The 25,915-nt window shown below is 47.1% G+C and carries 22 protein-coding genes and 3 pseudogenes; 8 read left to right on the forward strand and 17 right to left on the reverse strand.

Translation table 11 applies throughout. The features are described 5' to 3' along the window. Window positions 1-5 precede the first annotated feature (5 nt). The gene (locus CMR00_00125) at window positions 6-1,013 is read right to left on the reverse strand and encodes an NAD(P)H-dependent glycerol-3-phosphate dehydrogenase (protein ID PIO49299.1); all 1,008 of its coding nucleotides are present in this window, start codon (window positions 1,011-1,013) and stop codon (window positions 6-8) included. A gap of 157 nt (window positions 1,014-1,170) precedes the next feature. Here CMR00_00125 and CMR00_00130 point away from each other — a divergent pair, with 157 nt between their 5' ends. Beyond that, a complete protein-coding gene (locus tag CMR00_00130) occupies window positions 1,171-3,201 on the forward strand; it encodes a hypothetical protein (GenBank protein PIO49136.1) in 2,031 nt (676 codons plus the stop codon). A 104-nt stretch (window positions 3,202-3,305) separates the two neighbouring features. Here CMR00_00130 and CMR00_00135 read toward each other — a convergent pair whose 3' ends face one another. Next, window positions 3,306-4,013 (reverse strand): acyl-phosphate glycerol 3-phosphate acyltransferase, encoded by a 708-nt coding sequence (locus CMR00_00135; protein PIO49137.1) that lies wholly within the window; start codon window positions 4,011-4,013, stop codon window positions 3,306-3,308. Window positions 4,014-4,235: 222 nt separating this feature from the next. Here CMR00_00135 and CMR00_00140 point away from each other — a divergent pair, with 222 nt between their 5' ends. The 5 genes from CMR00_00140 to CMR00_00160 all read left to right on the forward strand — a co-directional run bounded on the left by CMR00_00140 (window position 4,236) and on the right by CMR00_00160 (window position 8,532). Beyond that, window positions 4,236-5,111 carry a hypothetical protein gene (locus tag CMR00_00140; GenBank protein PIO49138.1) on the forward strand — a complete coding sequence of 292 codons (876 nt, stop codon included), beginning with the start codon at window positions 4,236-4,238 and terminating at the stop codon, window positions 5,109-5,111. Between the two features lie 31 nt (window positions 5,112-5,142). Continuing rightward, window positions 5,143-6,465, forward strand: a complete 1,323-nt coding sequence (locus CMR00_00145) for a hypothetical protein (protein PIO49139.1) — start codon at window positions 5,143-5,145, stop codon at window positions 6,463-6,465. 13 nt (window positions 6,466-6,478) lie between these two features. Further along, window positions 6,479-7,189, forward strand: a complete 711-nt coding sequence (locus tag CMR00_00150) for a hypothetical protein (GenBank protein PIO49140.1) — start codon at window positions 6,479-6,481, stop codon at window positions 7,187-7,189. Between the two features lie 61 nt (window positions 7,190-7,250). Then, a complete protein-coding gene (locus CMR00_00155) occupies window positions 7,251-7,877 on the forward strand; it encodes a hypothetical protein (protein ID PIO49141.1) in 627 nt (208 codons plus the stop codon). A gap of 22 nt (window positions 7,878-7,899) precedes the next feature. After that, on the forward strand, window positions 7,900-8,532 hold the full coding sequence (locus tag CMR00_00160; protein ID PIO49142.1) for a hypothetical protein: 633 nt from the start codon (window positions 7,900-7,902) through the stop codon (window positions 8,530-8,532). Between the two features lie 15 nt (window positions 8,533-8,547). Here CMR00_00160 and CMR00_00165 read toward each other — a convergent pair whose 3' ends face one another. The 9 genes and pseudogenes from CMR00_00165 to CMR00_00205 form a co-directional block, all read right to left on the reverse strand. Continuing rightward, the gene (locus tag CMR00_00165) at window positions 8,548-9,324 is read right to left on the reverse strand and encodes an enoyl-CoA hydratase (GenBank protein ID PIO49143.1); all 777 of its coding nucleotides are present in this window, start codon (window positions 9,322-9,324) and stop codon (window positions 8,548-8,550) included. Between the two features lie 63 nt (window positions 9,325-9,387). Further along, window positions 9,388-10,505 (reverse strand): annotated as a pseudogene (locus tag CMR00_00170) (adenosine deaminase). A 131-nt stretch (window positions 10,506-10,636) separates the two neighbouring features. Next, window positions 10,637-12,757 carry a hypothetical protein gene (locus CMR00_00175; protein ID PIO49144.1) on the reverse strand — a complete coding sequence of 707 codons (2,121 nt, stop codon included), beginning with the start codon at window positions 12,755-12,757 and terminating at the stop codon, window positions 10,637-10,639. Between the two features lie 6 nt (window positions 12,758-12,763). Next, on the reverse strand, window positions 12,764-13,771 hold the full coding sequence (locus CMR00_00180) for a hypothetical protein (GenBank protein ID PIO49145.1): 1,008 nt from the start codon (window positions 13,769-13,771) through the stop codon (window positions 12,764-12,766). Window positions 13,772-13,780: 9 nt separating this feature from the next. Continuing rightward, on the reverse strand, window positions 13,781-14,950 hold the full coding sequence (locus CMR00_00185; protein PIO49146.1) for a murein transglycosylase: 1,170 nt from the start codon (window positions 14,948-14,950) through the stop codon (window positions 13,781-13,783). Window positions 14,951-15,054: 104 nt separating this feature from the next. Continuing rightward, window positions 15,055-15,153 (reverse strand): annotated as a pseudogene (locus CMR00_00190) (hypothetical protein). Next, the gene (locus CMR00_00195) at window positions 15,137-16,279 is read right to left on the reverse strand and encodes a sigma-54-dependent Fis family transcriptional regulator (GenBank protein PIO49147.1); all 1,143 of its coding nucleotides are present in this window, start codon (window positions 16,277-16,279) and stop codon (window positions 15,137-15,139) included. The pseudogene CMR00_00190 and the gene CMR00_00195 overlap by 17 nt, the downstream one beginning before the upstream one ends. Before the next feature lie 2 nt (window positions 16,280-16,281). Next, window positions 16,282-16,938, reverse strand: coding sequence for a hypothetical protein (locus tag CMR00_00200; GenBank protein ID PIO49148.1), 657 nt, complete (start codon window positions 16,936-16,938; stop codon window positions 16,282-16,284). Next, window positions 16,932-17,819 (reverse strand): methylglutaconyl-CoA hydratase, encoded by an 888-nt coding sequence (locus CMR00_00205; GenBank protein PIO49149.1) that lies wholly within the window; start codon window positions 17,817-17,819, stop codon window positions 16,932-16,934. Before CMR00_00205 ends, CMR00_00200 begins: the two co-directional genes overlap by 7 nt. Before the next feature lie 52 nt (window positions 17,820-17,871). Between CMR00_00205 and CMR00_00210 the strand changes: the two genes are divergently transcribed. After that, entirely contained in the window at window positions 17,872-18,153 is a 282-nt protein-coding gene (locus CMR00_00210; protein PIO49150.1) for a hypothetical protein, read from the forward strand. A gap of 8 nt (window positions 18,154-18,161) precedes the next feature. Here CMR00_00210 and CMR00_00215 read toward each other — a convergent pair whose 3' ends face one another. The 3 genes and pseudogenes from CMR00_00215 to CMR00_00225 all read right to left on the reverse strand — a co-directional run bounded on the left by CMR00_00215 (window position 18,162) and on the right by CMR00_00225 (window position 21,224). Next, entirely contained in the window at window positions 18,162-18,689 is a 528-nt protein-coding gene (locus tag CMR00_00215; protein PIO49151.1) for a hypothetical protein, read from the reverse strand. 10 nt (window positions 18,690-18,699) lie between these two features. Continuing rightward, a pseudogene (locus CMR00_00220) lies at window positions 18,700-19,226 on the reverse strand (single-stranded DNA-binding protein). 144 nt (window positions 19,227-19,370) lie between these two features. Next, window positions 19,371-21,224, reverse strand: a complete 1,854-nt coding sequence (locus tag CMR00_00225; GenBank protein ID PIO49152.1) for a S9 family peptidase — start codon at window positions 21,222-21,224, stop codon at window positions 19,371-19,373. Window positions 21,225-21,329: 105 nt separating this feature from the next. Here CMR00_00225 and CMR00_00230 point away from each other — a divergent pair, with 105 nt between their 5' ends. Beyond that, window positions 21,330-22,601, forward strand: coding sequence for an MFS transporter (locus tag CMR00_00230; GenBank protein ID PIO49153.1), 1,272 nt, complete (start codon window positions 21,330-21,332; stop codon window positions 22,599-22,601). Window positions 22,602-22,610: 9 nt separating this feature from the next. On the opposite strand, the gene CMR00_00235 is transcribed toward CMR00_00230, so the two are convergent. The 3 genes from CMR00_00235 to CMR00_00245 all read right to left on the reverse strand — a co-directional run bounded on the left by CMR00_00235 (window position 22,611) and on the right by CMR00_00245 (window position 25,783). Beyond that, a complete protein-coding gene (locus tag CMR00_00235) occupies window positions 22,611-24,101 on the reverse strand; it encodes an FAD-linked oxidase (protein PIO49154.1) in 1,491 nt (496 codons plus the stop codon). A gap of 17 nt (window positions 24,102-24,118) precedes the next feature. Next, window positions 24,119-24,727 carry a hypothetical protein gene (locus tag CMR00_00240; protein ID PIO49155.1) on the reverse strand — a complete coding sequence of 203 codons (609 nt, stop codon included), beginning with the start codon at window positions 24,725-24,727 and terminating at the stop codon, window positions 24,119-24,121. An 81-nt stretch (window positions 24,728-24,808) separates the two neighbouring features. Further along, window positions 24,809-25,783 carry a hypothetical protein gene (locus CMR00_00245; GenBank protein PIO49156.1) on the reverse strand — a complete coding sequence of 325 codons (975 nt, stop codon included), beginning with the start codon at window positions 25,781-25,783 and terminating at the stop codon, window positions 24,809-24,811. Window positions 25,784-25,915 lie beyond the last annotated feature (132 nt).

A 25,915-nucleotide genomic window follows, 5' to 3' on the forward strand; every position in this document is an offset into this window, starting at 1 on the left:
CGCACCTAAAGCGATTCAGTGAGTTCATCTTTGGGCTCACGTGTCATAAGCTCATAGACGAGTTGAGTTGGATCCTTTTTGAGAAAGAGCATTTCATAGACAGCGGTTGTGATAGGCATCTCGACGCCAAGTTTTTGCGAGAGTTCATAGACAGCTTTCGTTGTAGGCACGCCTTCTGCAATCATGACCATTTCAGATTGAATTTGCTCTAAGGTTTTGCCTTTGCCGATTTGTTCACCGACATAGCGATTGCGACTATGTTTGCTTGAGCAGGTAACCACCAAATCGCCAATGCCAGCAAGACCGGAAAATGTCAGTGGTTTTGCGCCGAGACGCATCCCGAGCCGTGTAACTTCAGCCAGTCCGCGTGTAATAATCGCTGCTTTAGCGTTGTCGCCGTAGCCAATGCCATCAGCGATACCTGCGGCGATTGCCATGATGTTTTTGACTGAGCCAGCGATTTCTACGCCGACCAAATCGGAGTTGGCATAAACACGAAACATGGTAGTGCGGAATACGTCTTGCACTTTGCGTGCGGTGTCTTTACTGATGCTTGCGGCAACAACCGTGGTCGGCTGATGTCGGCTAACTTCTTCAGCGTGGCTTGGTCCATAGAGCGCTGCAATCTGCTCGAGAGGCACTTGCGGTAAGGTGCTCTGTGTTACTTCCGACATGCGCATGCCAGTGCCCAGCTCGATACCTTTGGAGACATTAACGAAAGTGACGTGGTTGAAAGGATAAGACTTCAGATGCGTAAGCGTCTCGCGCACCACTTGAGAGGGTGTGGCGACAACGATCATATCGGCGTCAGTGGCACGATGAATATCCGATGAAATCTCAATGGTATCAGGGATGCGCACACCTGCCAGGTAGCGTTTGTTTTCGTGTGTGGCGTTGAGCTCGTCAGCAAATTCCTTGCGATGTGCCCAAAGAAAAACCTGATGACCTTTTTCTGCAAGCAAAATCGCTAAAGTGGAGCCCCAACTACCTGCCCCAAGAACTGCAATGGAGATGCTCATAGCAAGAATGATGTTTTGTATTTTTGTAAATGCATTCTTATGAGCTAGAAACCGATGCTCCAAGTTATGCGTTACAGCATGCTACCGATCACTCTCTAGCTGACAGATGCTTTCTTGATTGAAGCAACCATGTTCAAAATTTTAACGAAATATGCTCTCATTACTCAAAACATCACCGTCGATTCATCTCAAGATCGAAGAAGTTTTAGCCAATATACCGAAAGAGACCGTAGATGACGGCGGAAAATGGCTGCATGATGTAATTCAAGCGCTGCGCCCCCAGCGTCAGGAAACGACATCAGAAGTAATCAAGCGCCTGGAAGTTTTGAAATATATGCTGCGCACCTCGCCTGAGACACTCCTCCAGACGCGAAATTATTTGCGCCGATTACTTGAGAAGCACAACTATGTGAGACTCTTTACCGAAGTTGGAGTTGCTGTACATGCAAGTTTTACCTCAGAAGTCTTCAAGCGAATTGGTGAAAAGCTTTTGCCGCCACTGCCCGACCCGAATGAAATGTTAGATCTCTTGGAAGAGTGTTTCCCGAACCGCGATGATTATCAGTGGATGAAAGTAATTCCTAGTTCGCTTTTGGTAGAGTTGTGGCAGTTGCTGGATGCTGATGGTGCAATCACATCCTCTGGTACGCTGTCTTCTGCAATCGCAGAATCGGTCTTGATACTCTCGCACCGTATTGTAGCAATGGGGCTGGAGCCCGAAGTGCTTGCGCGTGTGGCTGCGCTAGACGCAGGGCGTTCCCCGTTTATCTTTTTGGGACAAGAGGTGGGCAATTACATTGAACTATATCAAAAGTTTTTGATCTCGCCTACCAAAATTGAGGAGAAACAACTCACCGCGCAATATGAGCGCGCGTTGAGCTCAATTGTGGCATGTCATGAGCTGCTGGAAACCATGAGAGAAAATCAAGCGGCGAAAGGTGTGAGCATTCAGCAGGTCTATCTACTGTATCGAATCCGGCGTGCCATGAATCGCATGAGAAAACTCTTGCGTCTGATTTCTCCTTTTGAGCACACCAATCGTGCTATGCTAGCTGCAAATTTTTTCAAGGATCTGATTCGCGACATCAACCTTCAGCGCGACTTAGGTGAACACTTCCGAGAGAACACAAGTTTGCTGGCTTACAAAGTGGCTGAACATACGAGTCGGACAGGTGAGCATTACATTACAACGACGCGCAAGGAGTACAAAGAGTTTATCTTAGCGGCAATGGGCGGCGGGTTTGTCATCGCCTTCACGAACTGGGTTAAGTTTCTTATCGCCTACCTTGGCGCTGCACCATTGCTAAGTGGCTTGTTATACAGCATCAACTATGCAGGCAGTTTTATCACGATGCAAGTCTTTCACTTTTCTCTGGCAACTAAGCAGCCAGCGATGACCGCCTCGGCACTGGCGCGCTCGCTTGACTCTAAAGATACTGACACACTGAACCTTGAGACTGCAGCGGATCTGATTACCAAAATCTCACGCAGTCAGTTTGCTTCCTTCTTAGGCAATTTGATTGTGGTCATCCCATTAGCCTTTGCGCTCTCATGGCTCTGGTATTGGATTTCAGGTTCACATATTGCTAATGAAGAAAAAGCCTTGAGCACACTTGCTGCATTTCATCCGTTCAAATCCCTGACAGTGGTGTATGCGATGCTGACCGGCGCCATTCTCTATGCAGGTGGCTTTGTATCAGGCTATTTCGACAACTTTGTGGCGTATTCAAATTTAGGCTTGCGTGTGCAGCAACATCGTTTTTGGCGACGGTGGTTGCCAGCATCGTGGCTGACGCGCATCGGCGACTATCTTGAGCATAATTTAGGTGGATTGATGGGCAATCTCTTTTTAGGCTTTGCCTTAGGATTTGTACCGATTCTTGGGGTCATCACAGGCTTGCCATTGGATGTTCGTCATGTTACGATTGCTGCTGGCGGTTCAGCAATGGCAGCCGCACAACTGTGGGATCAATTGACTGCTTGGGATTTTGCGATGATTTCACTCAGTGTATTTCTTGTTGGTACAATGAACTTTCTGTTCAGTTTTGGGCTCTCACTCTCATTGGCGCTAAGTTCACGGCGAGCAAATTTCAAAGAGGGACGGGCACTTGCAGGTACAGTCTGGAAGCGATTCAAAGCCGCACCACTGCAGTTCTTTTTCCCGCCAAAACATACAGCGTGATAGACGCAGCAGGCAGTTGGTCAAAGACAGATTCATCAAGGCAAAGGGCGGCGCTGCCGATGTGCCTAAGCCATCATCAGTCGCCGCAACGCATAGCGCTTAAGCTATTTTTGCTTCGAGAAAAAGTTGACACGATTTTCTGTACCGAGCCGCAATCTCTGGATATTTGCACGATGCGTATAGACAATGCCAAGGGCAATCAGACTACCAATGACGATTAAGGTGATATCCAAACTATCGTGAATGAAGTGCGGTGACCCAAAAAGATTGACTTCGTAGTCAATGCCGTCAGCACCAACCAGATGCTTGCGCAAGGCAACAATGATAGGAAAGCAGATTGCAGCCAGCATAGAGGCTAACGAGACATAGCGCGAGACAAACATAATCACAAGAAAAAGCCCGACAGTGATAGCCATAGTTACAGGTGCAATGCCAAACATAATGCCCGCAGCGGTGCTGACACCTTTGCCACCCTTGAAATCCGCAAATACCGTGTAAATGTGTCCAATCACTGCAGCAGTGCCTGCCAAAAGTTGCAGCACGACTTTATTCATTTCAGGCAACTTATCGAGTTGGTTGTAAGTAAAAAAGCCAACTACCCACAGCACTACAACAATGCCTTTGAACATATCGACAAGCGTAACAAACAGACCTGCTTTCCAGCCCAAAACTCGAAACGCATTCGTGCCTCCTGCATTACCACTGCCATACTCACGAATGTCAATCCCTTTCAGCCACTTGCTCAAAATGATGCTCGTCGGAATGGATCCGATGAGATAGCTCACGATGAGAATTGTAGCGATAGATAGCATCGTTTTTTTGGCGAATTTTTGTTGATAAAACGCTACTAAAACGCTTAATTGCTCCTAAATCGTTGCAACGTCCGTAGATATCGAAAATTATTTCAAAAAATGGCTTTAGGCAAACTTATGCTAATCTTCTGATACCCTCGTAGGGGTGGGGCTTAGCAAGAATTGCTAATTTGATGTATCTTTTTTGTTTGCGTTGCAAAAAACCAACGAAACTTTACAAATATGGCTTGGGACTCCATTTTGTTCATTAGTGCCACTTTGGTGGTGATGCTTGTGCTTGCTCGCCTCGTTAATCAGTTCATCTTTAAGGCAAATATGACAGAGGTAATTAAGAAGGATGACAAAACGGCTATTGGAATTGCTTTATCGGGATTTTTATTTGGTGTGGTGCAAATCACGAGCGAAGTATTGTCGGGTGAGGGACATCAGAGTTTGCTAGTAGATGCAGGTCTTGTAGCACTCTGGGGCATAAGCGGAATTATACTGCTTACACTGCTCTCGCTTTTTGGCTTTAAGCTCTTTCACGGTGTGGATTATGTGCAAGAAGTGCAGAAAGGCAATGTCGCTGTAGGAATCGTGGCAGCTGCGCGTTTTATTGCAACTTCATCAGTAATTGCCGCTGCGGTGTCAGGCGAAAATACAGGGCAGAATGAAGTTGCTCTCTCCGAAGGCGGCGCAGCGCTGGCCTCACTCGTCTTCTTTCTTATCGGACAACTCACGCTGATTATTGTAACATGGCTCTTTCGATTTCTCACAGCGTACGATGACGCAAAAGAACTGGCAAGCGGCAACATTGCGGCAGCACTAAGTTACTCTGGCTTGATGATTGGCATAGGGATTGCCGTTCAGAAAGGTATCAAAGGTGAATTTATTGGCTATGTGCCAGGCTTACTGGCTTATGCAAAATCAATGATAGTAGTGGTAGCATTCTATCCGATTCGTCAATTTTTAGTGCAAGGCTTGCTGGTGGGCGGCAGTTTTGCACTCTACGGCGGCACACTCGATGAGGAAATTGGTCGAGACCGCAATATCGCCGCGGGGGCAATTGAAGCAGCAGCCTACATTGCTACTGCAATGCTCATTACGCGCTTGATTTGAAGAGAAGATTTCATGATGCTTTATCACAAAGATGATGACGACATCTAAGTTCGATGCCACACAGCTGCCTGCTACGCTTGTGCGTGGCACACCCGCTTATGGCAAGGCTTACCAAGCCTTTGCTGAAGTGCTCTATCGTACCAACATCCTAAGCGACCCATGGCTCTATGGCGAAGAGCGTTTTTTGCTTGAGCCAATTTTAATCTCAGAAACTCAACAACAGGCGCTTTATACTGCCGCAGAAGCAATCGGTAAAGTCTATGATGAACTAGCAGAACTGGTCTGGCGACAGCCCGACTATCTTGACACATTCTTTGGTCTGACGCCATACCAAAAATTAATGTGGCTCACATCTGGCGGGCGTTGGCACTTTATTGCGCGGCTTGATGTCTTTGAGGAACACGGTGGCGGCATCAAAATTTGCGAAATGAATAGCGACACGCCCAGCGGTGAAGCAGAAGCAGTCTTGCTCAACGACCTGTTGCACAAGCGCGTCCCGCATGCCCGTAACCCAAATGCTAATTTTGAAGACACCTTCATCACTGCCTTGCTGGCGGCGTATCATGCCGATGTCAGAGAGCCGAAAGAAAAACCTACAATCGGAATCATCTATCCAACAGATTTGCCTGAAGATCTCTCAATGATTTTGCTCTACAAAAGTTGGTTTGAACGGCGCGGCTTTACGGTGGTCTTGGGTTCGCCATTGAATTTACGCAAAACAAAGAACGCCCTGTGTCTTTTCTCTCAACCGATTGATATTGCGATACGCCACTACAAAACCGACTGGTGGGGCGAACGAGAACCAGTGTGGTTAGATGAAGAAGACTATCCCGATCCTTATCCGATGCATCGCGAACTTTTGGCGATGCTTGAAGCAGAAGAAGAAGGACGAGTATCCGTGCTCAATCCTTTCGGGGCGGTGCTGACACAGAACAAACTCACAATGGCATTTCTGTGGAAATATCGTGCGGCGTTTTCGCCTGAATCACAAGCTGCAATTCAAGCGTACATTCCTGAAACACATCGGCTGGTGGATATGGATATCGAGACCTTGCTGTGCGAACAAGAGAAATGGGTACTGAAATCTGACTACGGCTGCGAAGGCGCAGAAGTGATCATTGGAAAATTCACAACGCCAACTTCGTGGAAACTTTCCTTAGAGCAAGCCATAAAAGAGCGTTGGGTGGCGCAGCGTTTTTTTGAAGCAGAGTGTTTGAAAAGAGGTGGAATTGCAAATTTTGGTGTCTATCTTATTGGCGGTAAAGCCTGCGGATTTTATACACGCGTCTCTCATACGGCAACGGACTACACAACACCTTGCGCTGCTGTATTTATTGATTCAAGCATAAACTAGACGGAGTAAAGTGATGCAAAACGAACAGCATCCAGAGTTTGGCGCAGAGTGGTGGAGAGAAATGCTCTCACGGCGCGACGCCAACAAACGGCTTGTCAAACTGACCGCACTGTCAGCAATTCTATCTGCCAGTGGAATTTTTCAAGGATGCGACATCGATGATGAGCAAGAGGTGAGTATGGATACGACCGAATTGCAGCGCCAAGAAGGCTGGAATGTCGGCGCCCCAGATAAGCCCCTGGTGTTGAACGGCAAAACATCGCAAGACAGCCTGAACTCGCTGGGTTGGTCTGCCTACTTAGACCCTGAGACGCTGCTCAAAGCGTATGAGCCCTCACGTGCGGACTTAAAACCATTTGTAGTAACCACCTTAGTGCAATCGCTTTCGCAGCCGTCTCTGAGAGGTCAGATGTCGCCCATTTTCACACCGGCGATGCAAGTTGCGTATTCGCGGGGCTTAGGTATGAAAGAACTGCTCAAGCAGAGCAAAGACCCTGAGAACGTGGCGTTGGTAGTCGATATCGCAGGGGCAGAGGCTGTGGCGTTTGGAGCGGCACTGGCTGATGTTACACATCTTGTCATTTGCTTTGATAACTGGCCCCATCCGCTGGGGGTGGTGCCGTCACAAGAGACGCTAGGTGCAATGCTTTATTTTGCTGAAGAAGTCTCGCACAAAGCTAAAAACGCGTCCCGAAAAAGCTCCAGCAGTTTTTTTACTCGATAGCAATCGACTGGCGCCGTACAACGAAGCAACCGATGCCGAAACGAAGTTCGATAACCGCTATATGGCGAAAATCCCGTCTGCCGAGAACTTTGAAAAACTTGGCTTCAAGAGCGTGCTGTACTGCTCACCTGATGAAAGTCGTGAACAAGAATTAGATGACCTCAACGATGATTTTGCAAGTTACAGAGAAAAAGGCTTGGCGGTCTCTATGATCAAACTCTCGGACTTTAAGCCACTAACAAGTGATGTGAGCAGCCTCAATGGGGCAGAGTTGCCCAAAGCTGCTGTCGATTCAAGTTCATTAGCTGCAAATACTGCTCCGACAGAGCAGCGAGCGTCGATCTATCAGACTTATTACTACGGTGGATTCCCTGGATTTGCACCGTGGTTTTTCTTCTACTATCCGATGTTTTTGCCATCGCCCATTTTTTATCCGCGCTACAACTATGACTACTATCGCCGTCTGGCGGCACCGGGCACGATTTCGCGCCCAAATTATACGCCAGTTCGTCGTCCAACAATATTCTCAGGACGCACGACAGGCGCTGTTACAGGTGTCGGTCGCGTAAAGCCAACAGGGTTCGGTCGAGTCTCAACGCGCATCTCCTCTACAACAGGGCGCATTACAGGCATTCGTGCAGGGCGATTCGGCTCGTTTGGACGAAGTCGCAGCGGATTTTCTTCATAACTCAAAACTGTGTTACTGACTAATGACACGACGAGGATTTCTCTCCAGATTACTTGGTAAAAGACGACCGAAAGAAATGGCATTTTTTGCCGTTCAAGTGGCATTTAACTACTACGGCAAAGAAACACTCCGTGAAGAACTGCATCGTCTGATTGCTGAGAGTGTGGATGATGAAACGCCCGAACAAAAACGCCGCTTCTTCAAACGCCTAACATCAAAGTTGCAAGAAGCTATACCCTATTTTGAGTATGGCTTCTGGGATTTCATTACCGATGCCAGTGCTGCTGAGCGCGAGTTTAATCATTGGATCAACGACATTGAAGCCAATATCGCAACCGAAGAAGAAGAAGTTGGCGAAAGTGTCGATGAGATCATGCGCCTTAGCAGTTCAAAATACTACGTGGTCATCTCTCTGATTTTTCTTTTGGAAGCCTCACCCATGCTCGATGAACTTGCGGAACTAATTGATGAAATACCTGAAGAGGCCTACGCTGACCGTGAAACTTTTGCCAAGCTCATCGCTGCCATCAACTACTTTGATTTCGAATACTGCTTCGGTGATGCCGTCTATATTATGCCTGGCAACGAAAAAGATGGTATTTCCTATGAAGACCTTGCAGGCGAAGGCTGGGAATATCTACGCCTAATTAGCTAAGAACCATGCTGGGATTCAGCGCCCTTTCCACTGTGGTTTGCGCTTCTCAATAAAGGCTTGCATGCCTTCCTTTTTGTCTTCGGTATCGAAGAGCAGGTAGAAACTTTTGCGTTCAAAGGCTAAGCCCTCATCAAGTCCGCTGAGTGAAGCACGAATTGCTTCTTTGGCAGCACGAATTGCGACCGGCGATTTTGAGGCAATCTCACGCGCAAGTCTCTTGGCTTCTTCGAGATATTCTGCAACAGGTACAACCTTTGAGACCAGACGCAAGTCCAGAGCTTCTTTGGCATCAATCATGCGCCCAGTGAGAATGAGTTCCATAGCTTTGAATTTGCCGACAAGGCGCGTGAGGCGCTGCGTGGCGCCTGCACCGGGAATGACTCCGATGTTGACTTCAGGCTGTCCGAGCTTTGCGGTTTCAGAGGCAACGACAAGGTCGCACATCAGCATCACCTCACAGCCGCCACCTAAGGCAAATCCAGAGACCGCAGCAATCAGTGGCTTGGAGCATCGCTCAATACGATGCCACTTCTCAAGAGGATTTTGCACCAGCATCTGTGCTGAAGTGCGTGCGGCAAATTCTTTGATATCGGCGCCTGCAGCAAAGGCTTTTTCATTGCCCGTCAGCACTATTGCATGGACATCAGGGTCATGCTCAAGTGCTTCGAGCGCATTGAGCAATTCATCCATCAATTCGAAATTGAGCGCATTGAGTGCCTCTGGGCGATTAAACTGCACAACGGCAATATGACTGTCTGTTTCCTTTGAGACAAGGAGATATTTGTAGCTCATTGAGATTCAGTTAGTTTTTTTGAGAAACACAAGCAGCAAGTGCTGCAAAACTGCACGCGATGACTACTCTGCCAAGGCGGGTTTGGCTTGCTCCGAATGAAGTTGTGCACGCAACTGAGCAAACTTGGGTTTGATTACATTGAAGATAAGATCAACGCGTTCGTCGTATGAAATAAATGCGCTTTTCATAGCGTTGATAGAAAGTCGTTCTAAGTCATCAAGACCTAAGCCATAGACGTCATGCGCAATTTTATATTCTTGAGTCATGGTAGTTTGGCTCATCAAACGGTTGTCGCAATTGAGTGTAACGCGGAAACGATTTTTGTAGAAAATCCAAAAGGGATGTTCGGCAAAACTGCGTGCCGCACCTGTGTGGATGTTTGACGATAAGCAGATTTCCAGCGGAATGCGCTTATCGAGCACATATTGCGAGAGTGTGCCAAGTTTGATGACTTCATTGTTGAGCACAGCCATATCGTCAATAAGACGGGTAGCGTGTCCAATGCGATGAGCCCCGCACCATTGCAAGGCTTGCCAGATCGATTCTTTGCCAAAGGCTTCGCCAGCATGAATCGTAATGTTGAAGTTTTCGCGCTGGCAATAGTGAAAGGCTTCAACATGTTTTTAGCTGGATAGCCGCCTTCTTCGCCGGCAAGGTCAAAGCCGACGACGCCACGATCACGGAAATCGACCGCCAATTGAGCCATGTCCAATGAGTGTTGGCTATCTAAGTTTCGCATAGCGCAAATAATGAGCCGGGCTTTCACGCCAAATTGATGTTCGCCGCGCTCGAGACCTTTCAAAACTGCGCGCACAACATCTTCCCAATGCAAGCCCTTCTGCGTGTGAAAGACAGGTGCAAAGCGTGTTTCTATGTAGCAAACGCCATCGTTGTACATATCTTCTACCATTTCGAAGGCAACACGCTCTAAGGCATCAGGTGTTTGCATCACCGCACAAGTGTGTGCAAAGCCTGCAAGATATTCAGGCAAACTGCCTTTGTTTGCACCATGAAAAAACCACTTTGCAAGCTCACCTGCATCCGTAGTCGGCAATCCACGGTAGCCTTGCTCACGCGCAAGCTCAATTACTGTTTGCGGACGCAAGCCGCCATCAAGATGATCGTGCAGTGCAACTTTCGGCATCTGTCGTATGATTTCCGTCGTCAGCATTGCCAACAGGCTCCTTTCAAGTTCTGATTTCAATCTGATTTAAATATGAATGCTCAAGTTTCAACGACACACTTTCTCTCTCTTGCTTAGTCTTATGCTAAGGTCGCGTAAGTTTCTTGCGCCAATTTAGCAAGTTTTCATTAGGATAACGTTTCCTCGTTGTGCTCAACGGGCAGTTTAATGAGCACTTCTGTCCATTCGCCCGGTTTGCTCTCAATCGTGATCTCGCCACGATAACCTTTGATAATTTCGTGAGCGGCTGACAATCCTAAGCCTGTGTGCCTTGCGCTAGTGGGCTTTGTGGTGAAGAAAGGTAAAAAGACTTTTTCTTTGAGCTCTGGTGCAATACCGATGCCATTATCGCGCACGCAAATTTCCACCATCTTATTCTGAACACGGCTCACAACGCGCAGTTCTGGTTTGTAGTCAGCAGCAGCAAGTTTTTTTTGCTTCTCGTGCATGGCATCAAAGCTATTGTTGAAAAGGTTAAAAAGAACATAGCGAATTTCTTGTGAGGAAAGTTTAAGTGAGCCAAGTCTCTCACTGAGTTCTACTGAAAGCACAACTTCAAAATCGCTGTATTTGTCTTGCCACATTCGGTATGAGGCTTTAAGCGTGTCGGCAATGAGTGCATTGAGATTCGCATCTGTGGTTTCGCTAGCACGCAAGCTCGAGTATTCCAGCACACTTTTGATGAGTGCAGTTGCATGCGCACTGTGCTGCAAGGTCTCTTCTGCATGTTGCTCTAAGCGCTCAAGTGTGGCTTGCAAGTGTATCTTTCTCTCGTCAGTGATCTCTGTGGTCTGAATGTCGGTTTTCAGTGAAGCAAGGAGTTGTTTGGAAAACTCAGTAAGCCGATAGACAGAATGAAGCGGATGTTGGAGTTCATGTGCCATGCCTGTAGCAAGTTTTCCGACAGATGCAATTTTTTGAGCGGAGATAAGTTGTGCGCGTGTCTCACGCAGTTGTTTGAGTGCATGTTGCAAGCGTGTGTTTTGTTGCTGCTTGGCGCGATAGCTTGAGAACACAAGCAAGACAATAGCAAAGAACAAAACAGAGCCAGCAATAATCGAGTTGCGCAATAAAGTCTGTTGACTGCGTTCTAACTCCAAGGCTTTGATGCGCTGTGCTTTTTCTTCGACAGCAAGTTTAGTTTGAAGATTAGCGATGCTGCTTTGCACTTCCGATGAGAGCAAAAGGTCTTTCATTTCTACATACTTGCGGTAGAACATCAGTGCGCGGCGCGCATTGCCTTGTGCATCGTAAATATCAGCCAAAGTGCGTGCAGTTTCTTTAATGCCTTTCTGCATGCCAATCTCATCAGCAATCTCGTATGCTTTCTCAGCTTGTGCAATTGCAAGCTCATATCGACGTTGTGCGTAGTAACTTTCGGCAAGAAAACGGCGCGTGTTGACTTCGGCTTGCTTATCACCAAGTTTCTCAAACGCAGCTAATGCTTTTTTGTAGTAGTCAATGGCAATGTCATAATCTTGACGATTGTGATAGATTCTGCCAAGATAGCGGTTTGAGGTCGCCACGTCCCAAGCATCACCAAGTTCTTGCATAATCGCAAGGGCTTTTGCTGCATATTCAAGAGCTTGTGCACTATTGCCTTGTTTATCCAAGAGTTCACTCAAACTGCGCAACGTGATGGCTTTACTTAGTTCATCATCAAGTTCTTCAGCAACCTTCAAGGCTTTGCGGAAGTATTCCATGGCTGACTTTTCATTTTCTTGGTCGTTGTAGACAAAGCCGATGAAGCGCAGCATATCGCCTACGCTGCGTGTCTCCTCAAGCTTTTCATAGTTTTTGAGGGCTTGAAAGGCATACTCGAGCGCTTCGGCATATCGACCTTGTGTGCGCTGAATGAAGGCCATGCGTTTAGAAATTTCCGCCATGCCACTGAGATTGTTATCACTTTCGTAGAGCAAGCGTGCTTTATCGTAGTATTCCAAAGCGCCCTCAAAGCTGGCTTGCGCATAATGATAGTCGCCAAAGGCTCGCAGTGAGCGTGCTACACCGCTCTTTGAGCCAAGTTTGATAGCAACTTGCTGCGCTTGGTCAGCAAAGTAAAGCGCGCTGTCGTTCGGTGTCTCTTCGGAGAGTTTAATGTAAAGCTCGTAGCGCGCACTATCGCTTACGACAGGCAAAAGTTGTTTGAGGCTATCGAGATTGAGTTTTTGTGCATGAATGTCTGCAACGGTGCTCAGCATGAGCAGAGTAGCAAAAAGCAAACACTTGACTTGCATGTAACAGTGCATTGAAGGCTATTCAGAAAGGTTTAGCATATTGCGCGGTATAAAATACAATGCTTTTTCAGTCAAAAGATAAAGTGTCTCGCCAAGCCAAGCAGCATCGACCAGAGACTTTACTTCTGTGTTCGTAATTTGGCTAAAGCTCTGCGCAGTAATTTTCCCAAGAAACTTGAAGCCTGTTTCTTGCTCTGCGCGGAAAATGAGCAAAGCACTCTCATCGATGACAAACAGCCACTCTTGGAGTACTTTTTCACCGCCTATGGTTTCAGGGACAAGACCGATGCCTAACGCGCGCGGCGCATGGAGCATGCCTTTGCCAATTTGCATGACAAAGTTGCCAAACAAGTCGTAGACAAACACCGCTTGCGCACCTCTATCGCTGACGAAGACTTTTCCACTGCGACTGGTTTGCACGCACTGCGGGTCGATAAGATTACCTGCACCAGCATCAAATCCGCCAAATTGAAATTGTGTGGGGTTCTGACGTTGCTGGAGTTCAGAAGCAAAGGTCAGCGGATTGATACGAATGACTTGGCGCTGCGCTTCGTCGAGAATGTAGAGGTCACCTTGTCCAGAAAGCGACAAGCTAATAGGGCGCCAAAGCTGACCAGCAGATGTAGCTGGCTCACGTGCAAGTCCTAAGGAGGTGATAGGAGTGGGACGATGTTGCAAGAGCGTTACAAAATTGAGATTGCGATCGAATTGCGAGACGCGCTGATTGCCACGATCAGCTACGAAGACATTCAGTCCATCTGTCGTAAGGTCAAGTGGGTTATCGAAGGCTTCGCGGTCTATGCCGAACCCACCGACATGAGCGATCTTCTGACCGTTTTGGTCAAGTTTATAGAGGCGAGAGAGTGCGCCATCGAGCACGAAAATTTCGCCAAGCGTCGTAATGGCAAGTGCACGTGCCATCTGAAACTGTGCAACAGGCGCAAGGGTCTGCGGCGGCTCTTGTGCAAGTGCAGCATGAGCTAAGATAACTATGGCATAGAAGACAATCCATCGCTGCATGTCCATCAAATGTTGCTAGGGCGCAATTCGAAGTTGCTGCCCCACTTGAATTGTTTGACCATCCTTGAGTTTGTTGAGCAAGCGAATTTCATTGACCTCTAATCCGCATTGATTAGCGATGCTTTCTAGTGTATCGCCTTCGCGGACAATGTAAAAACCTTGCGCTGTGTTGGCTAGCTTTTCCTTATCCATTTTGTAGGCATAAGGTGCAAGCGGTGCATCTGTGGTATTGTCTTTGGGCAGTAGAATTGTAAAGACTTTTGTTTGTGCAGGTGGAGCATGAACAAAGCGACTGCGAATCCAAGGGTTAAGATATTTCACCATTTTGAGAGATGTGCCTTGCTGCTTTGCCCAGAGCCCAAGGTTAGCAATTTCTTTCTTGACCTCTACGGCTTTTGTCTCTATGGGCTTGTAGGGGATAACATCACCAAAGCCATAGCGCTCTTTATTCTCCATAATTTCTTTGATAGCCGCAATGCGGAAGATATATCGCGCTGTCTCACGATTGAGATAGAGTTTGAAGTAGTCTTTCTCGGCTTGATAGTCTTGTTCATCTTTTGCGCCAGACATACCCATATTGTATGATGCCGCTGCCATGATCCAATTGCCAAACTTTTTGTACGCCTCTTTGAGATAGCGAATGGCAACACTCGTAGCTTTCTCCAAGTTGTAGCGTTCATCAACAATGGAATTGACCACCAGACCGTAGCTTCGTGCAACATCGGGCATAATTTGCCAGATGCCAGCGGCGCCGGCAGGCGAGCGCAAATCCATCAGTCGGCTTTCGGCAACCGCTAAGTACTTAAAGTCATCGGGCAGTGAATCGGCTTTCAGGCGCGCTTCAATGTAAGGGAAAAATCGACCCGCACGTTTGATGTACATGATCATCTGAGCACGGTCGTTGATATTGTAGATGTATTCACGCTCGAAGCGCTCAAAGACTTCATCGTCTTCGAACGGCAATCTTTCGCCGAAGAGATAAACTGCACGGTCTTGCGGAAATTGCGCATAGGAGAACTGCGGCTGCTCTGTTACTGAAAACTTTTGCTGCTTAAGTGAATCCTGTGCTGGATGTTCGCTGGTCGAGGGCTGAGCTTGTGAAAAGCGGCAACTACTTAGAGATATCAACATTGCGCTGAGATACACTACTGACTGTATAACAACATATTTCACTTTCAGTTGCATATTGACCGTCGATTGATTGTGCTGAAGTCTTAGAAGTTCGTGCCTAACTTACAACAAGGTGCGGAAGCGCACAAAAATTGCAGCTTGGAGACAGACATAGAGCGCTATGTGGTGCTCAATTTGTACTGATTGATTTTTCGGTAAAGCGTACGCTCTGTGATACCGAGCGCTTCAGCCGTTTTGCGTTTATTGCCGCTGAAGCGTTTTTAGCGTCTCTTCAATGGCATACCGCTCCAAATCTTCCAGTGAGGGAATGCGACCATCTTGCGCAAGCGTGCGATAAAAAGAATTCAAGATATCGCGCAGGCTCTCATGGTTTGCCATCGCGCTAGCTTCATGCAATCTCTCGTGTGAGCCTTCTGGCAAGAGCAGCAGCTCTTTTTGTGACTGCGACCTTGAGAGCAGTTCCGAGAGCATGCCTTTAATTTCGGTCAAATCAGTTTGCAAACTCAAAAGCATGCGATAAATCATTTCTTGCTGCGCAAGTGCACTGGGTTCAGGCAAGGTTCGGTTTGCAGGAAACACGGCTGGTAACATCATCGGGGCTTTAGCTTCAGGCGGTGCTTGTTGCAAACGACGCATCAATTTTTCAGGTGTAACTTTGCCTTCTCTCTCTAAGACAATGAGCGACTCAATGATATTGCGCAGCTCACGCACATTGCCTGGATAGTGATATGACAGCAAAAGCTCTGTTGCTTCGGCAGTGAAGCCCACGAATTTCAAGCCGTGTTTACGCTCAAAATCGCGCACAAATTTTTCCGTAAGCAGAAGAATATCAGAGCGCCGTTCACGTAGCGGGGGAATATGCAGTTCTACTGTACGCAAGCGATAGTAAAGGTCTTCGCGGAATCGCTTTTTTGCAATTTCTTCTTCAAGCCGACGGTTAGTAGCAGCAATAACACGCGTGTCGCAGCGCAGCGTTTGTGAAGAGCCCACACGCTGAAATTCACCAGTCTCTAAGACACGCAGCAATTTAACTTGCACCTCGAGTGGAGTCTCGCCAATTTCATCGAGAAAAATTGTCCCGCCATCGGCGCTCTCAAAATAGCCTTTGCGCTGACGATCGGCACCTGTGAAGGCGCCTCGCTCATGCCCGAAGAGTTCTGACTCTAAAATGCTTTCAGGAATGGCGCCGCAGTTGATCGGAATGAACGTCTTATCTGCACGGCGACTGTGTTCATGAATGAATTTTGCAAACACTTCTTTGCCTGTACCACTTTCGCCGGTGATAAGCACAGTAACATCGGTTTGTGCGACCTGCTCTGCTAGAGCAACCAACCGCTTGATTTCAGGCGATTCGCCAATGATCTGAGTTTGACCGGGTTTCATCTTCATTCGTTACTTTCTTCTACGACGAAAAACTCGACCCCTAAGGATTGACCGAAGGCGCGGGCTTCATCACGATTCTTCAAGTATTCTGCCCACCGAACCTTAAACGATTTGCGACCGCTATCGTCTTCAAGCTCTAAAACCTTTGTTTTGACTTTTGGTTTCAATTCGTTGGCACGCAGTTCCGCCGACGCACGCGTGCTGAAGCTCCCAAACTGCAAGGTGTATCGCATCGTGGGTGTGCGAGCAGGCATAGCAGTAGAGACAGATTGGGTCTCAACTTTTGCAGGCTCAGGTTTTACTGATTCAGACGCAGATGCTGTAGGTGCAAGATTAGCCAAAGCTTTCGTGGCACTTTGATACTCAGCCAGACGCTGACGACAAAGCGTAACAAATCCAGAGTTGGGATAATCAGTCAGCAATTTCAAATAAAGTTCAGCGGCGCGCTTGCCCTGTGTGGTGGTTAGTGCCTCTAAAGCTAAGCGCTCATCATTAGCAAGCGGCAAGGCTTTGAGAGTTTCTAGATGCTCAAGGTCGCCAGCTTGAGCAAAGTGCAAAATGCTTTCTGTAAACTTGCCTTTTTCGCTCTGTGCAAAAACCACCGAGGTGTTCAGGGAAAGTGTAAGCAACAGCATCAGTTTGGACACATGTTTTACCATTGGATTGGCTCCTTTGTTAAGAATGACGCAATACCTTTTTGTAAATCACTGGTTTGACGTGAGAAAGCATTGAGATGCATAGCAAAGTTAATCGCATCATCAAGGCTCATTGTTTCAACGGACCAGAGCAGGCGCTTAGTGAGTTCGATCGACATTGGACTGGTTGTATGACACACGTCTTGGGCAAGTTGCTCTGTAAACGAAGTTATGTCGTGGCTTGGCACACTGTAATTGATTAAGCCTAAACGCAAGGCATCATCAGCTGAAAGGACATGAGCACGCAGGAGCATTTCGCGTACGCCAGCATGTCGTGAGCGGCGCAGAATAAGCGCTGCAACAATAGCAGGCACAAAACCAATTTTTGCTTCGCTGTAGGAGAACTTAGCATGGTCTCTATCAGCAATAACAACATCGGCAGCACATGCTAAACCACACCCACCAGCAAAAGCTGCGCCTTGCACTTTGCTGATTACAAACTTTCGGTGCGTGTATATCTCACGAAAAAGTGCGGCGAGCGTCTCTGAGTCGTAGAGATTATCCATCGCAGATTTTGCTGAAAGCGCTCTAAGCTCATCTAAATCGAGTCCTGCGCAAAAGGCTTTTCCTTCGGCTTGCAATACCACAACACGTACCCCGGCATCATCTTGTGCATGTTGAAATGCGTGACGCAGTTCCGTGATGAGCGTGGGCGTCAGCGCATTGCGTTTCTCGGGACGATTGAGCGTGATGTAGGCGACACGCTCACACACTTCATATCGCAGTTGTGTAAAACTCACGGATGTATTGTTAGTCCATTGTAAAGTTGCTTGAAGATAAAATTTTTCTGAAACTTCAAGTTTTTGCAGTGCTCGGCGCCCAGTAGGTAGAACGTTGCTTTGCACTGCAACTGTTCAAGAGTGCAAAGGCTTTAACTCCATTCCTATTTTGTAGAATATGAAAGCTATCTGGAAAGACACCGTGCTCGCCGAGAGTGAGCGTACGATTGTTGTGGAAGGTAACCACTACTTCCCGCCTGAGTCATTGAAAATGGAATTTTTTCAGCCCAGCACGACGCATACGACATGCAGTTGGAAAGGCGTGGCAAGTTATTACGATGTGAAGATAGACGGCGAAGTCAATAAAGATGCCGCATGGTATTATCCCGAACCAAAAGACGCAGCTAAACAAATCAAAGGATATGTCGCCTTTTGGCGTGGTGTCAAAGTAGTGCCGTGAGCGTAAGGTCAGATGAAGGTCAGAATCACCATAGCCAGCAAGACTCCAAGCAAATTGGCGACCATATCTTTGGTGCTGAAAATGTTGTTGTATTCGTGGTCATCTTTCACTTCGCGCATAAATCCAGCGAAGGTAGCGATGCCGCCAGCAAACGCGTTTGCTGCACTTTTTTGCATACCTAGAATGGAGGTTGCAGCAATTCGACTTGAAAAGGCAATGAAGAAACAGGCAGCAAAGTGCTGCACCTTATCTCTACTGAACCAAAAATCTTGTTTGAATGCCCATGCTTTAAGCGCAGCAGAAGAAATATACGTGCGCGCTTGCGGCTGTGTTTTGTTGGCAGAATCCGATTGTGTGTAGAACCAGTGCACTGGTTTATGTGGCTCATTGCGCTCTGCATGCGCCTGCTGGATTTGTAATGGTGCTAGGCTGGACTCAAGCGGCTTGACGTACATTGGCTTAAGTTGCGCCGCAGCTGAACCGACGCCAAGCACAGAAAAGAATGCCCACAGCAGACCGAGATAGCGATGCAGCACAGAGTAGAGACTAAAATGGCAAGTCGTCCTCTTTTCCTTCACCTGCGCTCTCAGTTTGGTCTTGTTTGGAACGAGGCGATGGCATAGGTGCTGTAATCTCTGCTGGCGGTGCTTCTGCAGAGGCAACATGTGGCGTAGGTGCTGTAATCTCTGCTGGCGGTGCTTCTGCAGAGGCAACATGTGGCATGTCACCGCCTTCGGCACGACTACCTAACATCTGTATATCTGAGCAAATAATCTCTGTGCGATAATTTTTTTGCTAGTTTCTTTGTCTTCCCAGTTGCGTGTTTGCAATCGCCCTTCGATATAGACTTGTTTGCCTTTCTTGAGATACTGTCGGCATACATCAGCTAATTTGCCATAGGCGACAATGTTATGCCATTCGGTACGCTCTTTGAGTTCACCGTTTTGATCTTTGTAATACTCATTTGTAGCAATGCTAAAATTTGCTACCGATGTGCCACTTGGCAACACACGTACTTCTGGGTCTGCACCTAAGTGCCCAATCAACATGACTTTGTTCAATCCACGAGACATAATCTATGCAATGAATGTTTAGTTAGGAAAACGTTTGAGAATAAAATTTTTGATTCAAACTGCCAATAACGATGTGCCTTGGTTTTGCGCGCAACAGCATATACTCCAATCCGTGCCATCAGTGTGGCGGACTTGGCTTGAAGACTATTTCTTTTTGAGCAGGTGTTTGTGCAAAAACTTTTCCATAGCGCGATAAAATTCAAACTGATTTTCCTCGTTGCGAAAGCCATGCCCTTCATTTTCTTTGACCAGATACGGCACATCAATGCCGCGTGCACGCAACGCATGAACAATTTGGTTGGATTCTTCGATATTGACCCTTGGGTCTTTTGCGCCTTGCGCAACAAAGAGTGGGGCTTTGATGCGATCGACATGAAACACAGGTGAAGCAGAGCGCATGAGGTCCTGATCCATGTCAGGATTGCCAACCATTTCGTACATCATCTCCAAATAAGGTTTCCAATACGGCGGCACAGTTTTCATAAATGTGAAGAGGTTCGAGACGCCGACGTAGTCGACGCCACAGGCATAGAGGTCGGGCGTGAAAGCCAAACCCGCCAGCACTGCGTAGCCACCATAACTGCCACCGTAAATGCCAATGCGTTTGGGGTCGGCAATGCCTTGCTCAATAAGCCATTTAACACCATCGCTGATATCATCTTGCATCTCTTTGCCCCACTTTTTGAAAGAAATTTCCCAGAATCTTCGCCCATAGCCTGTAGAACCTCGGAAGTTCATCTGCAAAACAGCGTAGCCACGATTTGCAAGGAATTGAACTTCAGGATTAAATCCCCACACGTCGCGCGCCCACGGTCCGCCATGAGGATTGACAATGACAGGCAACTGTTTAGGCTCAACATCTTTCGGCAGTGTAAGGTAGCCATGAATGGTAAGGCCGTCGCGCGAAGTGTAGGAAATCGGCTTCATTTCACAAAGTTCATCTTCTTTGAGCCAAGGACTGACATCTGCAAGTTTTGTCAGCGAATCTGTGGCAAGCTCATAGAGATAATACGCACCAAGTGAGCGGTCGCTATAGGTGCGTACGATGAAGACATCTTCATTTTTGGTTTCACTTGTCAGCGCGATTTCAACATCTGGGAGCTGGCGTTGCAGACTGCTGAAAATCTGCTCAGTAAGCTTGTCTAAGAAAACATGTTCTCGTTTCCAAGTGGTAAAAGAAATCGCCGTGAGCACTTTACGCTTGTGCGAATAGGAAAGGTCATAGACATCGACTTCGGGGTGCTGGAAGAGAAGTTCATCTTCTTTGCCAGTTTCAGGATTAAAGATGACAATAGCAGATTTATCACGTCCTAAATTCGAAGCAGCATAAATACGGGCATTGTCAAATGTGAAAAAGAGCGGCACGAGTGATTCTTTGAAGTTTGTAGTCAGAATCGGCTTGAAGGCATCGGCTTCAGTTTTGCGATAAAGCAATGTCGTATTGACGCCGTCTGTGGAAACGGCAAGACGAATTTTGCCATCATGATCCGTATTCCAGCTTGTGATATTACCCGGATTTTCAACCAGCAGCACAAGTTCACCGGTATGCACATTTAAGCGATAGGCATCAAAGACTTCGGGTGTACGAAAGTTAAGCGCAATAAGCACATGATCGTCTGAATCAATTAACTCATCGATAAGCATAGTGCGTGTGCCTGAAAACGGTGTCAGGTCGCGCACCTGCTTTTGAGGCATATTGACAGCAAAGAGATGAAAGTTTTCGTCGCCGCCGAAATCTCTCAGATAGAGCAAGGTATGGTTACCTTTCCAAAAAAAGCCAGCGATATCACGCTCAAGTTCATTTGTAAGGCGCACGGCACGTGTGCTGCCCAGACGCTGCACATAAATGTTTTGGCGACGTTTATAGGGTTTCAGAAATGCAATGTGTTTGCCATCGGGTGAAATTTGATAAGCCGTACGCTCGGGTTTCTTGAAAAAGTATTTGAGGGGAATTTTTCGGCGCTGTGAGGCTACAGTCGCATGGTGAGTACTTGTCATTGCTGCATAGAGTGTTTAGTTAAAGATAAAATTTACACAACTTGCGCTGAAAATTTGTCTGACTTGTATGTACGGCTTATTTTCATGAGAAAACATTGATTAGCGTTGTCAAAATTTGAGTTCTCGTCTATCACTTGGCTCTCTCCGCTTAGTGTTTTTCTGCGTTCAACCTTCTCTGCTTTACATCACCGTGACTACAGGCTGCTTTGGACTGGTGCATTTCTGTCGAACATCGGCACATGGATTCAGAAAGTCGGTCAACCGTGGCTGATTCTTAGCCTAAGTGGCTCTCCGCTGCTCTTAGGTCTGGATGGCTTTATGCAAGATATTCCGCTACTGTTACTTTTGCTGATTGGAGGCGCTATCTCAGATCGGTTTGATAAGCGCAAGATTCTGATTTTCTCACAAATCGTGCAAGGCTCAAGTGCACTTGCCATGGCTATACTTACGGCTACAGGACATATCACGGTTTGGATAGTCATTGCGCTTTCATTTATCGTAGGTTGTGTGCAATCGCTTTCTACACCTGCGTATCTTTCAGCGCTGCCCTCGCTTGTGAGCAAAGAGCACATCACCAACGCTATTGCACTCAATTCCATGCAGTTTAATCTCTCACGCTTTATTGGTCCAGCTATTGGTGGTGTGGTTATTGCGTCGCTCGGTGTGGCATGGTGTTTTGGCTTCAATGCACTATCGTATTTGGCGTTACTGATTGTCTTGCCGCTCATTCATTTTCCAAAAGCCGGAATATCAGAACATAAGGCACGCTCACTTAGCGAGAGCATCAAAGAAGGCATACAACAAGTAGGGCAGCGTCCTGAATTGCTCTCTATTGTGATTGTGGTGCTTTTTGTGAGTTTTTTTGCTGGACCTCTTCTGAATTTTGTACCTGTGATTGCCAAAGAAAATCTTAGAGCAGAAGCGGGTGGATTTAGTTTGATGCTTTCAGCATTTGGAGCGGGTGCAGTGATTGGTGCGCTGCGTGTTGCATCGCTCAAAGAGACGGTTAATCGGCACTATGTTGTAATGACGGCGTCGGGTGTGTTAGCAGCAGTGGTTATTGCAGTTGCGCTGTCGAAAATTTTTTTGCTTTCAATCGGGCTGATGTTTGTGGGCGGATTTGCTTTTGTAAGTTGCGGTTCAGTAGGCAATACGATTATGCAAACAGAAGTGTCAGAAAATTTGCGCGCCAGAGTCATCAGTATTTATGCAACCGCCTTTCGTGGTGGCTTGCCGCTGGGCAGTTTACTAACTGGCATGGTGTCGGAGCATGCCGGTGCACAAACCGCTCTAGTGCTCAATGGGCTTCTGCTGCTAAGCATCTTGTGGTCGTATGGCGAAAAATTTTCGCCAGCTTTTGCATCCGTGCACGATTAAGGTCGTTTTTTACAGCAAAGCAAGATAAGGCTCAGGAATAAGGTTGCCAATGTTGAGAATGAGGCGATCATCCAGGGCTTTTTTGACACGTGCCATTTCTTTGATACCGTCTTCGCCGAACATCATCACAAGATACTCAGATTTTAGCTTGCCGACACCGTGCTCAGCAGAGATTGTGCCGCCAAGTTCCAGAGTTTTTTGAATGAACTGTCGATAAAGCGCTTTTGCGCGCATGGCTTCTTCAGCATTTTTGGGGAGAATGTTCAGATGCAGGTGTGCATCACCGATATGTCCGAACAAGATGTAATCGAGCCTATTAGCAGCACATTCACTTTGGTAAGTCTTCATCAATTCAGGTAAGTGTTCATACGGCACTGCCATATCCGTGGAAATCTTTCGCTGCTTAAAGCGCGCATACCATTCATTGACCAAAACAGGCAAGGCATGCCGAAAGTCACGAATTTGCTGCTGCTCATCAGGGGTGAGTGCAATCCAACTTTGAGCCAAACATGCACCGTATTTTTCCAGAAGGCTATACCACTGGGTAAGTTGTTCGTCTTCAGTGTGTGAGGTTGTTTCTTGCTCAAAGAAAATTGCGCCTTTAGCCTGCGCGGGAATGTTCGGATACTTCTTGCGCAAAAAGTTCAGTGAATGCTCATCAAAATATTCTAATGCACGAGCTGAAATTAAAGTGTTTGAGTGTGAGAGCTGACGTGCATCACGAACAAAATCAAGCAAAGAGTGATTGTCAGCAAAATAGACAAGTGCACTGAAAATTTTTTCTGGCTTAGCAATGAGCTTCAAATCCGCTTCCAAGATAGCAGCCAGCGTGCCTTCTGAACCGATAAAAAGATCAATGATATCCATGTTAGGTTTAGCATAAAACCCTGCAACATGCTTAGAGGTGTTGGGCATCGTGTAGCTTGGAATTTTGAAGCAATAGCGTCGCCCACGTGGTGTGGTAAAATCAATCATACCAGTGCTGTCTGCAAAAATCTCTCCGCGTCGAATATCCATGATTTCACCGTCTGCGAACGCCAGTTTGAGCCGCTCCACATAAGGGCGAGTCGGTCCATACTTGAATGTGCGTGCACCAGAGGAATTGTTTGCGATTGTGGCGCCGATAAAGCAGTAGCGTTCGGTAGGGTCAGGTGTGTAGAACAGTCCGAGCGATTCTACTGCGCGTTGAAGGTCGTAGAGCAAAACCCCTGCTTGAACGGTGGCACGCCCTGTCCCATCGGGAAATTTTTCAATGTTGAGCATGGTGTTGAGGCGATGAAAAGCCAGCGTAACCCCACCGAAAGGAATGCGCCCACCTGTGGTACCTGTCCCGTTACCCGAAAACGTAACGCGCTTGTGCTGCGCATAGCACATCGTCAGGAGCTGTGCAACTTCTTCGTAACTTTCGGGCAAATAGACACCTTCAGTATATCCACCTTGTAAGACACTGGTATCTTCAAGAAACGATTGAATTTCGGTGTGGTCGGTCTTAAAAATCATACTTCGGTGCGTGTCCGTTATGTGCGTGTGGATTCCATCAAGGTGTTGGCTTGCAAAGAACGAAACCCTGTGTAGCCCCAATGCCGTTCCGCAAGTTCCAAGACGGTGAAAGCCATACTGTGTTTCATTTCTGGTTTCGTGAAAATTTGCCGCAGGGCGGAGCCGGGCTCACCGGTAATTTCGCCAGCAAACTCAATACCTTTTCTTTCTAATGCAGCGATACTTTTTTCAATATCATTGACATTGACGGCGATGTGATGCAGAATTTCATCACCGAAGGTTTCGACCCATTTGGGAATAACACAGCCTGCGCCACGCTCATCTTCAAAGGCTTGGTCGATAAACACAGCAGGCAAGCCCGGATAGCGATACACTTTTGCCCACCAATTCTCATACTCCACGATGCCTAAGTTGATATCTTCAATAAAACCCAGTGATAAAAACTCTTCAGCGCGCCGTTCTACATCCGTAGTGCGAATCGTAATGTGGTCAATGAGCGGACGCAAACCGATGCCAACTTCTTCAAGCAGTGAGTTCAATGTGGCTGCAGCGCGGTTGTTTGCAAGATATTCTTCCACATAGCGCGCAACATGTGCTTCAGCGCGTTTGAAGGTGTGATACATCATATCGCAAATAAATTAAGTTGATAAGAAAATGCCCTATAAGGCAAAAGTATATCATTACTACAATTTTACTGCACAGACAAATTACTTTGCAGACGATGCAGTTTTGAAAGATGAGCGTGATGACGCAGTGCCAAGAGCCGTATCAAAAATTTCGCCCTCGACTTTTTCTTTCACGGCCTCGCCGTGCACGGAAGTCAAAATCTCTTTGACATTGCGAGAAAGATTTTGTGCAATGTCGTCCGTTGGCAAATCATCTCTATCCGTACCAAATGGATTCTCGATATCTTCTGCAATCACTTCAATGCCGACCATCACATAGAAGATAAAGGGTACAATTACAACTGCTGCCCAACCGAAATCACGCATCAGACCAAATGGCAAAGAGAAGATGTATGCTGCAATAAATCGCTTGATGAGCATAGCATACGAAAAGGGTATAGGCGTTTTTTTGATGCGCTCCATGCCGCCCAGTGTATCAATCAGTTCATTGAGATTTTGTGAGAGCGCAAGAAATTGCTCCATCGAAATGTCGTTGTCAGTGCGCAGTTGCTGAACTTTATCTAAGAGCAGTTTCATCACAGCAAGTGGCATATGAGCGGCAGGTTGTATGCAGGCGCGTTCCGCATCGGACAGCATGGCTAAATCTTGCACCGTTAGAGTCTCGCGCAAATGCTTGGGAATAGCCAGAGCATAGGCTGAAATCAGTGCAACAAATTGCTGACGGCGTGCATAATCGGCTTGGGGTAGGTAGGCATCGAGTTTGAGGGCAAGATTGCGCGCTGCATTGACAAGTGCACCAAGAAGCCGACGCCCTTCCCACCATCGCTCGTATGCCGTATTGGTGCGAAAAACAAGTACCAAGCCTAAAACAACGCCTAAGAGCGTATGCACCGTCAGAGGCATTTCAAGTTTGTAATAGCCCTTGACCAAGTCGAAGTAGCACACAAGCGCTGTGAAAACTGCCATAAGCGCCATGCTTGGTAGAAGTCGCCGCAACTGCCCAGTATTGAACTTGAGGAGAAATGAGAACCAAATTCGGCTATCGTATTGAATCATGAACGCGCGTTTGTCAATTGGTTTGTCATTTATTCGTCCTTCGAAGAGACTGCTGTCAAAACTAAAAAGTTAGTCTTAGCTTTGACAATTGCCAAGCTCTTGCAAAAAAATAAAGTGCTGTGAAGAACAATG

Origin of the sequence: [Chlorobium] sp. 445 (assembly GCA_002763895.1) — a bacterium.
Taxonomy (GTDB): Bacteria; Bacteroidota; Chlorobiia; order Chlorobiales; family Thermochlorobacteraceae; genus Thermochlorobacter.

Coding starts and splice junctions, on each gene's coding strand:
- CMR00_00175 (PIO49144.1), bottom strand. CDS start 12,757: ATGCACTGTTACATGCAAGTCAAGTGTTTGCTTTTTGCTACTCTGCTC.
- CMR00_00245 (PIO49156.1), bottom strand. CDS start 25,783: ATGATTCAATACGATAGCCGAATTTGGTTCTCATTTCTCCTCAAGTTC.
- CMR00_00160 (PIO49142.1), top strand. CDS start 7,900: ATGACACGACGAGGATTTCTCTCCAGATTACTTGGTAAAAGACGACCG.
- CMR00_00140 (PIO49138.1), top strand. CDS start 4,236: ATGGCTTGGGACTCCATTTTGTTCATTAGTGCCACTTTGGTGGTGATG.
- CMR00_00130 (PIO49136.1), top strand. CDS start 1,171: ATGCTCTCATTACTCAAAACATCACCGTCGATTCATCTCAAGATCGAA.
- CMR00_00180 (PIO49145.1), bottom strand. CDS start 13,771: ATGGACATGCAGCGATGGATTGTCTTCTATGCCATAGTTATCTTAGCT.
- CMR00_00240 (PIO49155.1), bottom strand. CDS start 24,727: ATGATGTATCACACCTTCAAACGCGCTGAAGCACATGTTGCGCGCTAT.
- CMR00_00200 (PIO49148.1), bottom strand. CDS start 16,938: ATGGTAAAACATGTGTCCAAACTGATGCTGTTGCTTACACTTTCCCTG.
- CMR00_00195 (PIO49147.1), bottom strand. CDS start 16,279: ATGAAACCCGGTCAAACTCAGATCATTGGCGAATCGCCTGAAATCAAG.
- CMR00_00225 (PIO49152.1), bottom strand. CDS start 21,224: ATGACAAGTACTCACCATGCGACTGTAGCCTCACAGCGCCGAAAAATT.
- CMR00_00165 (PIO49143.1), bottom strand. CDS start 9,324: ATGAGCTACAAATATCTCCTTGTCTCAAAGGAAACAGACAGTCATATT.
- CMR00_00150 (PIO49140.1), top strand. CDS start 6,479: ATGCAAAACGAACAGCATCCAGAGTTTGGCGCAGAGTGGTGGAGAGAA.
- CMR00_00210 (PIO49150.1), top strand. CDS start 17,872: ATGAAAGCTATCTGGAAAGACACCGTGCTCGCCGAGAGTGAGCGTACG.
- CMR00_00135 (PIO49137.1), bottom strand. CDS start 4,013: ATGCTATCTATCGCTACAATTCTCATCGTGAGCTATCTCATCGGATCC.
- CMR00_00185 (PIO49146.1), bottom strand. CDS start 14,950: ATGCAACTGAAAGTGAAATATGTTGTTATACAGTCAGTAGTGTATCTC.
- CMR00_00145 (PIO49139.1), top strand. CDS start 5,143: ATGATGACGACATCTAAGTTCGATGCCACACAGCTGCCTGCTACGCTT.
- CMR00_00235 (PIO49154.1), bottom strand. CDS start 24,101: ATGATTTTTAAGACCGACCACACCGAAATTCAATCGTTTCTTGAAGAT.
- CMR00_00155 (PIO49141.1), top strand. CDS start 7,251: ATGGCGAAAATCCCGTCTGCCGAGAACTTTGAAAAACTTGGCTTCAAG.